This window comes from Homoserinimonas sp. (assembly GCF_056262345.1).
The window spans coordinates 1-11,633 of the sequence record NZ_JBACFR010000030.1; the positions used below are offsets into that span (position 1 = coordinate 1).

An 11,633-nucleotide genomic window follows, 5' to 3' on the forward strand; every position below is an offset into this window, starting at 1 on the left:
GAAACGCCGTTGACCTTGGGGCTGTATCGCAGGTCGCGAGAGGTGCCGGTGACCATCCATTGTTTTTGCATGGCGTGAGCTGACGACTCCTGGGTGGCCGCGAACCGGGTGCCAACGAACGCGAGATCGGCCCCCAGAACCTCGGCGGCGCGGATGGCGCGGCCCGTGGCAACCGCTCCTGCGAGGGAGATGACGCCGTCGAAGATGCTCCTCACCTTGGGAATGAGTGCGAGATGCGTCATGGTGCCGGAGTGCCCGCCGCCACCCGCCCCGATGCAGTTGAGTCCATCGACCCCAGCGGCAATGGCCTTCTCGGCAAACTCGATTGAGATCACGTCGTGGTAGACCGCCATGCCCAAATCGTGGGCGATGCGGGTGATCTCGGTGGGTTTGCCGTTGGCCGTGATGATGATGTCAACGGAATAGGCGGCGCAGAGTTCAAGCTCGGCCCGCAATTCGGTGCTCGGCAGGGTCGTGATGACGTTGACGGCGAGCGGGCCAGACGTAAGGCCGGTCTCGGCACTCCACTGCGTGAGGGCGTTCCTGATCTGCCGCAGCCAGCCTTCGAACTCGGCGAGAGTGCGGGTGTTCTTGCGCGGGAAGGCTCCAATCAGCCCGGCCTTGCATGACTCGATCACGAGTTCGGGGGTGGAGATGAGAAACATCGGCGCGCAAATGAGGGGCAGGGTCAGCCGGTCTGAAATGTGGGCGGGCAGCGACATTGATGCTCTCTCTCCTATAAAATCTTTTATAGCTTATTAGTTAAACCGGCCCGGATGATGGGGAGACATGATGCAGGCGGATTTATGGCTAGAACGCGAATCGGCTCTGCTCCTCATCACTCTCGATCGACCAGCGGCACGCAACGCGCTCAACCGCGCCACGCGCGTGGCCCTCGTCGAGCGCCTCTCCGAAGCAGAAGCCGATCCGACGATTCGCTCGATCGTCATCACGGGCACAGACCCCGCGTTCAGCAGCGGAGTCGATGCCAAGGAGCTGCTCTCCGATCCGGACTATGTGCCCCCGGCTATCGACCCCGCGACCCGGCTGCGCTCCATGACCACCCCCACGATTGCCGCCGTCAACGGGAGTTGCGTGTCGGGTGGCCTCGAGATCGCGCTTGCGTGCTCGTTTGTCATCGCTTCAGAGGCGGCCACCTTCGCCGACACCCACGCCAGGATCGGCCTGACCCCGGGGTGGGGTCTCAGCGCGGAGTTGCCGGCTGCGATCGGCGTCGCGCGTGCCCGTCAGATGACACTCACCGGGATGCCGATCGACGCCGAGATGGCCCTGCGGTGGGGGCTCGTCAATGAGGTCGTCGAGCACGATGCGCTGCTGGGGCGAGCTCGGCAACTGGCCCACGCGATGGCGGATGTGCCGGCCGCTGCATCCGCCAATGCCATGGACCTCTACCGCAACGGTCGGGAGCGGATGCTCGGGCCAGACCGTGCTTTCGAGCGTCAGAGGCTCGCCGAGTGGAGCGTCGAGCGACATGACTCGCTCGCGCTGTTCGGCGACCGCGAGCGTAGCGACCGTTAGAGGGTCTCTCCGCCGTCCACGTAGATGACCTGGCCGGTGATGAACGAGGAGTGGTCGCTTGCCAGATGCACTGCGAGGGCTCCCAACTGGCGCGCGTCTCCGGCGTGGCCCATCGGAATGCGCTCGCGCAGCCAGGCCTGGCCGGCTTCGCTGTCGTGCAGGGCTTTGGACATGTCGGTGCGGAATTGCCCGGGAGAGATCGCATTGACCGTAACTCCGTAGGCCGCCCACTCCTTGGCGAGAGCCTTCGTGAGGTGGGTGAGCGATCCTTTGGCGACTTGGTACGGCGTCACCATGTTGGCGAGTCGCCCCACGCTGCTTGACCCGATGTTGATCACTCGGCCCGAGCGACGCTCAAGCATTCCCGGCACGACCGCCCGAATGAGGTGCAGCGAGCCGCGCACATGGGTGTCGAGAATCGAATCCCATTCGTGGTCGGACATCGCGACAGACGCTGGCCCGGTTCCCGGCTGCCCCACGGAGTCGGTTCCCGGCAATGGGACGGTGGGGCGCTTCACGTTAACGCCGGCGTTGTTCACGAGGATGTCGACACCGTCGGTCACTGTCTCAAGTTCGGCGATCGCCGCCTCGACCGAGGCTGGGTCGCGGAGGTCAACCGCGATTCCGAACGCGGTACCGCCCGCGCCGTCGACCTCGCGAACGAAGTCGTTGATCTGATCGATGTCACGGGACATGCCGACTACTGTCGCGCCCGCGCCCGCGAGGGCAAGCGCGATAGCGCGCCCGATTCCGCGCCCAGCGCCGCTTACCAGCGCGGTTTTCGATGCCAGGGGGAGGGTGTTGTTGGGGCTGTCGTTCATCGTCATGCTCCCTCGTCGCCGGGTTCGCCGTGGCTAAATAATGTTTTAGAAGATTACCAATTTAACAGGCCGGACGATACTCTTTAGGGTCTATAGTTTATATAGATAGTAATGTCATCGACTTGAGGGAGGGCTCATGACGCTCGACTTCTCCGAGCCCGAGCGCGTAACGGCGCTACGTGCGGAGCTGAGAGGGCTCATCGGCGAGCACGTGCCAGAGGGATTCCTCGGTGCATTCACGCACGATCCCGCCGATCTCGTCGTCACAGAGAAATTCAGCCGCGAGCTCGGCGCACGCCAGCTGCTCACCATGGCTTGGCCCCGGGAGCACGGCGGGCTCGGCGCTGATGTCTGGGAACAGACCGCCCTGCGCGAGGAAATGTGGGCCGCTCACGAGCCGCGGGGCGCCCAGTACATGGGGCTCAACTGGGTGGGGCCCATCATCATGAACCACGGAACGGCGGAGCAGCGGGCACAGCACCTGCCGGCTATTTCGTCGGGAGAAGTCATCTGGTGCCAGGGCTTTAGCGAACCAGAAGCCGGCTCCGACCTGCCTGCGCTGCGCACGCGGGCCACCAAGGTTGACGGCGGATGGAACATCACGGGCCAGAAGGTATGGACGTCGTACGCGAGCATGGCGCAATGGTGCTTCCTGCTCGCGCGTACGGGCGAGCAGAGCAGCAGAAAAGACGGCATCACCGTCTTTCTCATGGACATGAATCAGCCGGGGGTCGAGGTGCGTCCCATTAAGGCGATGCTTGGCCCGCACCACCTGAACGAGGTTTACCTCGACACTGCGTGGGTGCCCGACAGCGGCGTCGTCGGCGAGGTTGATGGCGGCTGGAAGATCGTGATGGACGTGCTCAGCTTTGAGCGCATCGGCATCGCTCGGTATGCCCGCTGCGAGAAGCTCCTGCGGGAGGCCCCGGATGCTCTGGGTGACGCATGGGACGACCTGCCTGCCTCCCTCACGGATCGCTGGGCGGCGGCGCTCGTCCGCACGAGGCAAGCGCGTCTGCTCGCCTATCGACTGCTTGCTAAGGCAGATTCGGGCACCCCTCCCATCGCCGAGGCCGCGCTGTACCGTGTGGCCGTGACGACGCTCGACCAAGAGGTGGCCGAGGTGCTGATGGAAATGGTGGGCAACGTCGGCCTCGGGACCGGTGACGACAGTCAGATCTTCACCCGCGAGGTTGAAGATCACTGGCGCTATGCCCAGGCATCAACGGTCGCCTCTGGCACGCTCGAGATCAACAAGAACACCGTGGCGAGAGTGTTGGTTGCTTCGTGAACGGCGATCTGTGTCGTGAGGCCATTGAGGTTGGCGCGATTGTTCGCGATCGCCTGAGCGCCGCCGGTGGCGTCGACATCCTTCGCCGCTGTGTGAGCGACCCTGCAGAACGGGTTGCGGTCGGCGAGACGTTCGAGGAGCTGGGAATCTGGGATGTTGTGCCCGCCGACGGGGCGCTCGAGTTCGAGGTGGCCGCAGAGGTTGCTCGCGCTGCCGGGCACTTTGCCGTGCCGTACCCGGTCGTGGAGCGGCTCGGCGCATCGGGCGCTGAGGCGACGACGCTGGTTTCGCGCGTCGGCGACCGAATCGGCATGCACGTGGATCTCGATCTCACCTGGAATGCCGTCGACCTCACGGGGCGCCGCTATGACCTTGAGGCCACGGCATCATCACCGCTTCTCGGGACGCAGCTCGCGCCCTTCGGAGTCGAGCTTGTCGCCTCACCCACGGGCGAGACGACGCTGACGGGAGCGGCCGTGCTCGTAACCTTGCAGTCGTGGTGGTTGCTGGGTTTGCTCCAGAACGCCGTGGCCGACACCGCTCAATACACGAGGGAGCGAGAGCAGTTCGGGCGCACGCTGTCTCAGTTTCAAGCGGTGGCCTTTCAACTCTCGGACATGTCTCTTGAGACGGAGTCCGCCGGCGAGCTTGCCAAGTACGCGCTGTGGTCCATCGCGCACAGCGGCGATGGTCGCTCGGCACTCGTTGAGGCGCTGGGGCTGCGGGTGGCGATGCAGCGGGCGGCGAGCGTTGTACTTAGGGGCGCTCACCAGTTACACGGGGCCATGGGCTTCACCGACGAAGTGGACGTATCGTGGTTGTCGCGGGCGAGTCAGGCCGCGCGACGACTGCCAGAAGACTCCCATCGAACATCTGCTTTGTTCGCCCAAACGGTTAAGCGGGATGGTTACGCGGAGCTTGGCCATCTCGCACCGGCGAGGCAGATGACGGTCTGAAAAGCCGAACCGTATAATAGTTATGAATTGTCTAGATTCATAACTTATTAAGGATCGGTGAAGTGGGAGAAGACAACGTCAGGTCTTCGGCCAGTCGCATTGGGCTGTCGCCTCGGATCGCAGAGGCCATCGCGGCCGATTTGCGCCAGCGCATCCTCAAGAGCGAGCAGACCGACGTGCCGCTACCGCGCCAAGATGACCTCGTTCGCCAGTACGGCGTAAGCGGACCCTCCGTGCGGGAGGCCCTGCGCATCCTCGAGGCAGAGGGACTCATCACCGTGCGCCGTGGCAAATTCGGCGGCGCCTACGTTCACAAGCCCGACTGGTCATCCGCATCCTTCGCCGTGGCGCTCTCGATGCAGGGCCAGGGGGTACGACTCTCTGATCTCGCCGAGTCGCTGATCATGCTTGAGCCGATGTGCGCCGTGGCCTGCGCCACGCGTGCCGACCGTCACGAGACCATCGTGCCGGCGCTTCGCAAGAACCTCGAAGAGACCGAGAAGCTCATTGGTGCGGGGGAGCAGTACTCCGCAAAGGCACGCGTCTTTCACGAGATCTTGGTCGGCGGAATCGAGAACCAGAGCGTGCGCCTGCTGGTGCGAACCCTGGCCGCGGTCTGGTCGATTCAGGAACAAACCTGGGCCGAGACCGTGAACGCTGCCTCGCAGTACCCCGACGAAGAGCGCCAGCGTGAGTCGTTCCGAACCCACGAAGTGCTCACGCGCCTCATCGACGAGGGCGACGCCGAAGGGGTTCGCTCTCTCGCGGAGAAGCACCTGCGCGCAACGCAGCAGATCGTCATCCAGCGCCACGGCGACGAGGTCGTCGATTCGTCGTCACTCGCCGCGGTTCAGGCTTTCAAGAGCCTGTAACTTCAAGAGCCTGTAACTTCAGGCGCCTGCGGAGCTGTTGGCGGGTTCGCGAGATTCGGCGAACTCCGCTCTCAGCCGATCGCCGTCGGCATCAAGCGAAGGCGCGACGGCGAGGTCCGGTGTTCCACTGCGCAAGAAGCGAAACGGCGCTCTCGCCTGCCGTAGCGGACCAGCGCGAGGGTGCTCGACAGCTTCGATGTATCCCGTTGCTGCCAGGTGCTCGTCGGTAAAGAGGTCTTCGATCGTGTTCACGTGCATCGCAGGAACGGATGCCGCATGAAGCTGAGCCAGTAGCTCGCCCGACGGGCGGCGGGCTACTTCGCCAGCGAGCCACTCATAGAGGGCATCGATGTTGGCCGTGCGTGCGGTGATGCTCGTGAAGCGCGGGTCGTGCCGCAAGTCATCACGCCCCAGCACGCGAAAGAGCGAAGCCCAGTGGGTATCGGTGCTCGCGAGAATTCCGATGAGTCCATCGGTGGTGCGCAAAGGATGCCGGTGTGGCGAGTTGGTACGGGCATACCCCGCAGGGCCGCGAGGGGGATCGAATACATAGGCGCCCTGCTGTTCGACAAGCAGAAAGCGCACCATCGTCTCGAACATGGGAACCTCGATGTACTGGCCCCGACCTGATTTCTCGCGCTCATACAGCGCTGCGCTGATCGTGCCAGCGGCGAGCATGCCGGTGATCTTGTCGGTGAGGGGCGTGCGCACATACTGCGGATCGCCGTCTCCCGTCTGATGGGCAGCGAGCCCCGAGACCGCCTGCACGACATCGTCGTACGCGGGGCGAGCGCCATAGGGCCCCGTCGAGCCGAAACCGAACATGCCGCACACGATGATGCGCGGATTGATCGCCGCGAGGGTGTCGTAGTCGAGGCCAATGCGCTTCTCAGACCCTGGGGGGCGGTTGTGCGCAACGATGTCTGCCTTGGCAACGATTCTCTCGAACAGGGCGCGATCGGCGGGCTCGCGCAGGTCGAGGGCAATGGATTCCTTGCCCCGGTTGATGTTGAGGTAGATCGGGCTGAGCAGTTGGTTCTCGCGATCGTCGATTCCCCGCGCGATGTCGCCGTCGCGCGGCTCAATCTTGATCACACGGGCGCCGAGCTCACCGAGAATGGCGGTCGAGAACGGCCCCATGAGCATCGTGGTCGTGTCGACCACCGTCACGCCCGCGAGTGGACCGGGACCCGGGATGTGGTGGCTGGTGTCGTCGATCACTCCGACTCCCCGTGCGGTGCGCGCAGCATGAGGGCGGACCGCACAGCGCGGCAGATGAGTTCGTCGCGCTGGTTGAAGCCGTCATGGCGAAACTCCACGATCCCCGCGTTGGGCCGGGATGCGGAGGCGCGCGCGGCCGTAACCTCGGTAATGACATGAACCGTGTCGCCAGCGAAGACGGGTTGGGGAAACTCGATCGAGCCGAATCCGAGATTGGCCACGGTCGTTCCGAGGGTGAGTTCCGGCACGCTGAGCCCGACCACGGTGCTCAGCGTCAGCAACGAGTTCACGAGCGGCTTGCCAAACTCTGTGCGCGAAGCGAAGTCTGCGTCGAGGTGCAGTGGCTGCGGATTCATGGTCATCGTGGTGAAGAGAACGTTGTCCGATTCGGTGAGCGTTCGCGTGATCGCGTGACGAGTGATCGTTCCGACGGGGAGTTCTTCGAACCAAGATCCGAGGCGGCGCTGCGTCATTGTGGTTTCCCTTCAGTGGAGAGCCGGTTCGGCTCGAATGGTGATGTCTAGTGGGTGACCAAGGTACTCAACGAATCCCTGTGGTCGGGCCCGGCGATCGCAGTGAGGGCGTGCGCCCTTTCTCGACGGGTGCGCCCGCGAAGCCAGGCGACTCCGTGTTCCGTGACTACCGCGTCGACGCTGTGGTGAGGGGTTGTTACCGTATCGGCTCGATCATGGGCTGCGACGATCGTGGACGCCCCAGACCGGGTCGTCGAGGCGAGCGCGATGATGCGAAGGCCGCCGGCGGAGAGGTGCGCGCCCTCGGAGAAATCGGCGCTCCCGCCAACGCCGGCGATCACCGAGCCGCGAACCGATTCCGCAATAACCTGCCCCCGCACGTCTACCGCAACCGCCGAATTCACCGAGACGAGTCGCGGAATCGCCGAGAGCTCGACGGGGTTGTGCACGTGCTGCGAGCTTCGCATTTCGAGGGCGGGGTTGTTGTGGGCCCAGCGCATGAACGCTGCAGTGCCCATGAGTTCGACCGCGCGAACAGGCATGCCCGTGCGCGCGGCGATCTGCTCGACGAGGGGGACCATCGCGTCGGTTACGAGCCCGATAAGCCCGAATGTTCCAGGGGTGTCGTCGCGGGCAACTGCCGAGGCCAATGCCTCGGGAACCGAGCCGATGCCCAGCTGCAGAGTTGCACCCTCCGGCAGGATGCTCAGAACGTTCTCGGCAATCGCGGCCGCTACGGCATCCGGTGACGCCTGCGGATGCTCTGGCAGCGGGTATTCCGAGCGAACGAACCGATCGATGCGCGAGATGTGCACGGCACTGTCGCCACGGGTTCGGGGCATGTCTTCCGAGACCTCGGCGATCACGAGGCGTGCCCGGTCGATGGCGTCGATCGTGAAGCTGGCCGAAGGCCCGATGCTGCAGTAGCCGTCGTGGTCGGCGGGGCCGACTCGAATGAGGGCGACGTCGGAATCCCGCAGAACCACATCGGGGATGTCGAGCAGGCGAACGGGCAGGTAGTCGACGAGGCCTTCGCGGTAGAGCTGGCGAAGAGCACCGTGAACATGCCAACTACGCAGGTGCAGCGCCCCGGATCGCACGGCAGCTTCGAGGGGAATCTCGCCCAGCAGCAGGCCGCACGTGAGGGTCAGGGGCCCGGACCGCTCGGCGCGACGGGCGAGCCCGGCGAGAAGGGTCGTGGGGGTGCCGCACGCGTTTCCGGCGACAATGCGCGCCCCGTCGACAATGTCATCGAACGCTTCGTCGCGGTCGAACCATCTCATCTCGGTGCCCTCATTCGTGTTGCTGCGTGCCGATGTCGATCGTGCTCGGCCTGCGTTTCCGCTTCCCAAATATGCGGATGTTAATTATGCTAATGATTTAGATACATAGTGTCCAGGGGGCACGCAGCGAAAACGTCCGAATACTTACCCCACCGCCGTCGAGGAGTCCCACGTGCACTTTGAAGAACCAGAACACCTCAGCGACATCCGGGGCGCCATCCGAGACCTCTGCAGCGACTTTGGCGACGACTACTGGCGAAAGCACGACCATGAGCACGAGTTCCCCTGGAAGTTCTACGACACCATGGCGTCGGCAGGCTGGGTGGGGGTCGCCATTCCGGAGGAATACGGGGGAGGCGGCGGCGGCATAACGGAGGCGTCAATCGTTCTCGAAGAAGTCGCGGCATCGGGGGCTGCGATGAATGGGGCCAGCGCCCTCCACATCTCTATCTTCGGAATGAATCCCGTGGTCAAGCACGGCAGCGAAGAGATGAAGCAGACCTATCTGCCCGCGGTCGCAGAGGGCAAACTCCATGTGGCCTTCGGGGTCACGGAACCTGACGCGGGGCTCGATACCCCGTCCATATCCACGCGCGCCGTTCTGAACGGCGACCACTACATCGTCAACGGGCAGAAAGTATGGACGACAAAAGCCCACCTCTCCCAGAAGGTGTTGCTGCTCACCCGAACGACACCGCTCGAAGAGTCGGTCAAGCGCACCGACGGGATGACTCTGCTCCTGGCCGACCTTCAGGTGCCGGAGGTCGACATCCGCCTCATCGACAAGATCGGCCGCAATGCCGTCGGATCATGCGAGACCCGTTACGACGGGCTCAAGGTTTCGGTCAGCGACCGAGTCGGAGACGAAGGCAAAGGGTTCAAATACATTCTCGACGGGCTCAACCCCGAGCGCATCCTCATCGCGGGCGAGGCGGTGGGCATCGGCAAGGCGGCGCTGCGCAAGGCCACCCAGTACGCCAAAGAGCGCGTCGTCTTTGGGCGGCCGATTGGCAAAAACCAGGGAATCGCGTTCCCGCTGGCCGAGGCACACATGAAGCTGCGAGCGGCGGAACTTGCCGTGCGCGAAGCATCGTGGCGCTACGACAACGGGCTGCCGTGCGGTGAGCAGGCCAACACGGCCAAGTACCTCGCATCCGAGGCGGCATTTTTTGCGGCGGACCGCGCCATGCAGACTCTCGGCGGATTCGCGTATGCCGAGGAGTACGACGTTGGCCGGTACTGGGTGGAGTCGCGGCTCATGAAGAGCGCTCCCGTGCCGCAGGAGATGGTGCTCAACTTCATCTCCGAGCACGTTCTCGGGCTTCCGCGCTCGTACTGAGTATCGGGCGGCGTCGTGAACAGCGAGAATGCACCGGATGGCGACAGCATGCTGGCGTTCGGCGCTGGTCGCCGGAGAAAGTCGAGCTTTCTGGCCGAGTCCATAGCCGACGGCATCCTGCTCTCCGGCCTGGTCTCTGGTGACCGTCTGCCCGTTGAGGCAGCAATGGTTGCCCACTACGGGGTCGGGCGGGGCTCGCTTCGCGAGGCGCTGAGAATCTTGGAGGCGCAGGGCGTTATCGAGATTCGGGTCGGCAAAGGCGGCGGAGCATTCGTCGCGCATCCTCAGCCGCGTGCGCTCGCTAGGCCGCTTTCGATTCTGTTTCGTCTGAGCTCGGTCGGGCTTCGCGAGGTCCTTGAGGCTCGCCTCATCGTGGAGCCTGCGCTTGCGAGCCTCGCCGCTACCCATCGAAGCGAAACTCAACTCGCCGACCTCGCGGAGAATACGCGCTTGCTCGACGAGGCCCGGGTAGGCAGCGACCAGTGGCGGCGCCTCAATCGCGAGTTCCACACCCTGGTCTCGGAGGCGAGCGGCAACCGCCCGCTCTCCATGCTGTGGCGAGCCCTCAGCACGATCGCCGATGGTCATGACTCCGGGGTGCGGTATTCGCCACATGCGCTCGGCGGCGCCCTATGTGCGCACCGCAGGGTGCTGGCGGCACTCACCGCGGGGGATGGCCCGGCGGCCCATCATGCAATGACGGTGCACCTTCAAGCGACAGTTGACCACGTTCGCACGTTCTATCCGCAGCTGCTCGATGCGCCCATCAACGTTGTGCCCGATGGCACATGACCGCAAACGATAGTCAGGAGAGTTCCATGAGACAGCCGCAAACCGAGCGCCAGGCCGCCCTGCCCTCAGCCGTGACGATCTACGAGGTCGGGCCGCGAGACGGCTTGCAGAACGAGTCGGTCCTGGTGCCGACCGAGACCAAGATTGAGTTCATTCGCCGGCTGGTCGCGGCAGGGCTTCCCGTGATCGAGGCGACGAGCTTTGTGCATCCGCGCTGGGTGCCACAGTTGGCCGATGCCAGCGAGGTTCTCGCGGCGCTCGATCTCACCGGGGCGGCATCCATGCCCGTGCTGGTTCCCAATGATCGTGGCCTAGACCGCGCGCTAGAGGCCGGTGTGCGCACCATCGCAATCTTCGGCAGCGCCACCGATTCATTCGCGCGCAAGAATCTCAATCGCTCGCTCGACGAGCAATTTGCGATGTTCGAGCCAACCGTTCGCCGTGCCCGCGACAACGGCCTCGATGTGCGCGCCTACGTGTCTATGTGCTTCGGCGATCCGTGGGACGGAGACGTTCCCATCGAGCAGGTGGTGAGCGTCGGCAAGCGGCTATTCGACTTGGGGGCGTCGCAGCTCTCGATCGGCGACTCGATCGGCGTCGGCACTCCCGGTCACGTCAAGGCGCTGATCGCTGGATTCGTCGATGCAGGTGTGGGCGTCGACGCCCTCGCGGTGCACTTCCATGACACTTACGGCCAGGCTCTGGCTAACGCGTATGCGGCGCTCGAGGCCGGGGTGCGCACGTTTGACTCCTCCGCGGGAGGGTTGGGCGGTTGCCCCTACGCTCCGGGAGCGACGGGAAACCTGGCGACAGAAGACCTCGTGTGGATGCTCGACGGCTTGGGAATCGAGACAGGCGTCGACCTGAATTCGCTTGTTCAGACGAGCGTTTGGATGGCCGAGCGTATGGGCAAGCCCTCGCCATCTCGGGTTGTGAAGGCCCTCACCGCAACCCCTGGCGAAAGCTAGGAGCCGCTCGTATTCTGGCCGGATGTTGTTACCATCTGGCCCTGGAGCTCGGCGTCCCACCGTTGTGTGTGGGGCGAT

General features: G+C 64.2%; 12 protein-coding genes. 7 read left to right on the forward strand and 5 right to left on the reverse strand.

Features of this window, described 5'->3' with window-relative positions:
- Positions 1-722, reverse strand: a 722-nt coding sequence (locus tag AC062T_RS01395; protein ID WP_476026697.1) for an NAD(P)H-dependent flavin oxidoreductase, incomplete at its 3' end; no start/stop codon positions are given.
- 67 nt (positions 723-789) lie between these two features.
- On the opposite strand from AC062T_RS01395, the gene AC062T_RS01400 reads away from it, so the two are divergent.
- Positions 790-1,539 (forward strand): enoyl-CoA hydratase-related protein, encoded by a 750-nt coding sequence (locus tag AC062T_RS01400; protein ID WP_476026699.1) that lies wholly within the window; start codon positions 790-792, stop codon positions 1,537-1,539.
- On the opposite strand, the gene AC062T_RS01405 is transcribed toward AC062T_RS01400, so the two are convergent.
- The gene (locus AC062T_RS01405; RefSeq protein ID WP_476026701.1) at positions 1,536-2,366 is read right to left on the reverse strand and encodes an SDR family NAD(P)-dependent oxidoreductase; all 831 of its coding nucleotides are present in this window, start codon (positions 2,364-2,366) and stop codon (positions 1,536-1,538) included. The genes AC062T_RS01400 and AC062T_RS01405 overlap by 4 nt on opposite strands.
- Positions 2,367-2,496: 130 nt before the next feature.
- Here AC062T_RS01405 and AC062T_RS01410 point away from each other — a divergent pair, with 130 nt between their 5' ends.
- From AC062T_RS01410 to AC062T_RS01420, 3 genes are all read left to right on the forward strand, one after another.
- Positions 2,497-3,651 (forward strand): acyl-CoA dehydrogenase family protein, encoded by a 1,155-nt coding sequence (locus AC062T_RS01410; RefSeq protein WP_476026703.1) that lies wholly within the window; start codon positions 2,497-2,499, stop codon positions 3,649-3,651.
- A complete protein-coding gene (locus AC062T_RS01415; RefSeq protein ID WP_476026705.1) occupies positions 3,648-4,607 on the forward strand; it encodes an acyl-CoA dehydrogenase family protein in 960 nt (319 codons plus the stop codon). Before AC062T_RS01410 ends, AC062T_RS01415 begins: the two co-directional genes overlap by 4 nt.
- Before the next feature lie 62 nt (positions 4,608-4,669).
- Entirely contained in the window at positions 4,670-5,479 is an 810-nt protein-coding gene (locus AC062T_RS01420; RefSeq protein WP_476026707.1) for a FadR/GntR family transcriptional regulator, read from the forward strand.
- An 18-nt stretch (positions 5,480-5,497) separates the two neighbouring features.
- Here the strand turns inward: AC062T_RS01420 and AC062T_RS01425 are convergent, their stop codons facing one another.
- Genes AC062T_RS01425 through AC062T_RS01435 form a run of 3 tightly spaced genes read right to left on the reverse strand, consistent with a single transcriptional unit; the run spans position 5,498 to position 8,456 of the window.
- Positions 5,498-6,700, reverse strand: a complete 1,203-nt coding sequence (locus AC062T_RS01425; RefSeq protein WP_476026709.1) for a CaiB/BaiF CoA transferase family protein — start codon at positions 6,698-6,700, stop codon at positions 5,498-5,500.
- Positions 6,697-7,173 (reverse strand): MaoC family dehydratase, encoded by a 477-nt coding sequence (locus tag AC062T_RS01430; protein ID WP_476026711.1) that lies wholly within the window; start codon positions 7,171-7,173, stop codon positions 6,697-6,699. The genes AC062T_RS01425 and AC062T_RS01430 overlap by 4 nt, the downstream gene beginning before the upstream one ends.
- Positions 7,174-7,220: 47 nt before the next feature.
- Positions 7,221-8,456, reverse strand: a complete 1,236-nt coding sequence (locus AC062T_RS01435) for an acetyl-CoA hydrolase/transferase family protein (RefSeq protein ID WP_476026713.1) — start codon at positions 8,454-8,456, stop codon at positions 7,221-7,223.
- Between the two features lie 172 nt (positions 8,457-8,628).
- Here AC062T_RS01435 and AC062T_RS01440 point away from each other — a divergent pair, with 172 nt between their 5' ends.
- From AC062T_RS01440 to AC062T_RS01450, 3 genes are read left to right on the forward strand one after another with little or no spacing between them, the layout of a single operon-like run.
- A complete protein-coding gene (locus AC062T_RS01440; RefSeq protein WP_476026715.1) occupies positions 8,629-9,795 on the forward strand; it encodes an acyl-CoA dehydrogenase family protein in 1,167 nt (388 codons plus the stop codon).
- Between the two features lie 15 nt (positions 9,796-9,810).
- Positions 9,811-10,587 (forward strand): FadR/GntR family transcriptional regulator, encoded by a 777-nt coding sequence (locus tag AC062T_RS01445; RefSeq protein ID WP_476026717.1) that lies wholly within the window; start codon positions 9,811-9,813, stop codon positions 10,585-10,587.
- 26 nt (positions 10,588-10,613) lie between these two features.
- Positions 10,614-11,555 carry a hydroxymethylglutaryl-CoA lyase gene (locus tag AC062T_RS01450; RefSeq protein WP_476026719.1) on the forward strand — a complete coding sequence of 314 codons (942 nt, stop codon included), beginning with the start codon at positions 10,614-10,616 and terminating at the stop codon, positions 11,553-11,555.
- Positions 11,556-11,633 lie beyond the last annotated feature (78 nt).

Bases quoted from the DNA above. Each gene is read 5' to 3' on its own strand.
- AC062T_RS01400 (WP_476026699.1), top strand. From the start codon at position 790: ATGATGCAGGCGGATTTATGGCTAGAACGCGAATCGGCTCTGCTCCTC.
- AC062T_RS01405 (WP_476026701.1), bottom strand. From the start codon at position 2,366: ATGACGATGAACGACAGCCCCAACAACACCCTCCCCCTGGCATCGAAA.
- AC062T_RS01410 (WP_476026703.1), top strand. From the start codon at position 2,497: ATGACGCTCGACTTCTCCGAGCCCGAGCGCGTAACGGCGCTACGTGCG.
- AC062T_RS01430 (WP_476026711.1), bottom strand. From the start codon at position 7,173: ATGACGCAGCGCCGCCTCGGATCTTGGTTCGAAGAACTCCCCGTCGGA.
- AC062T_RS01435 (WP_476026713.1), bottom strand. From the start codon at position 8,456: ATGAGATGGTTCGACCGCGACGAAGCGTTCGATGACATTGTCGACGGG.
- AC062T_RS01450 (WP_476026719.1), top strand. From the start codon at position 10,614: ATGAGACAGCCGCAAACCGAGCGCCAGGCCGCCCTGCCCTCAGCCGTG.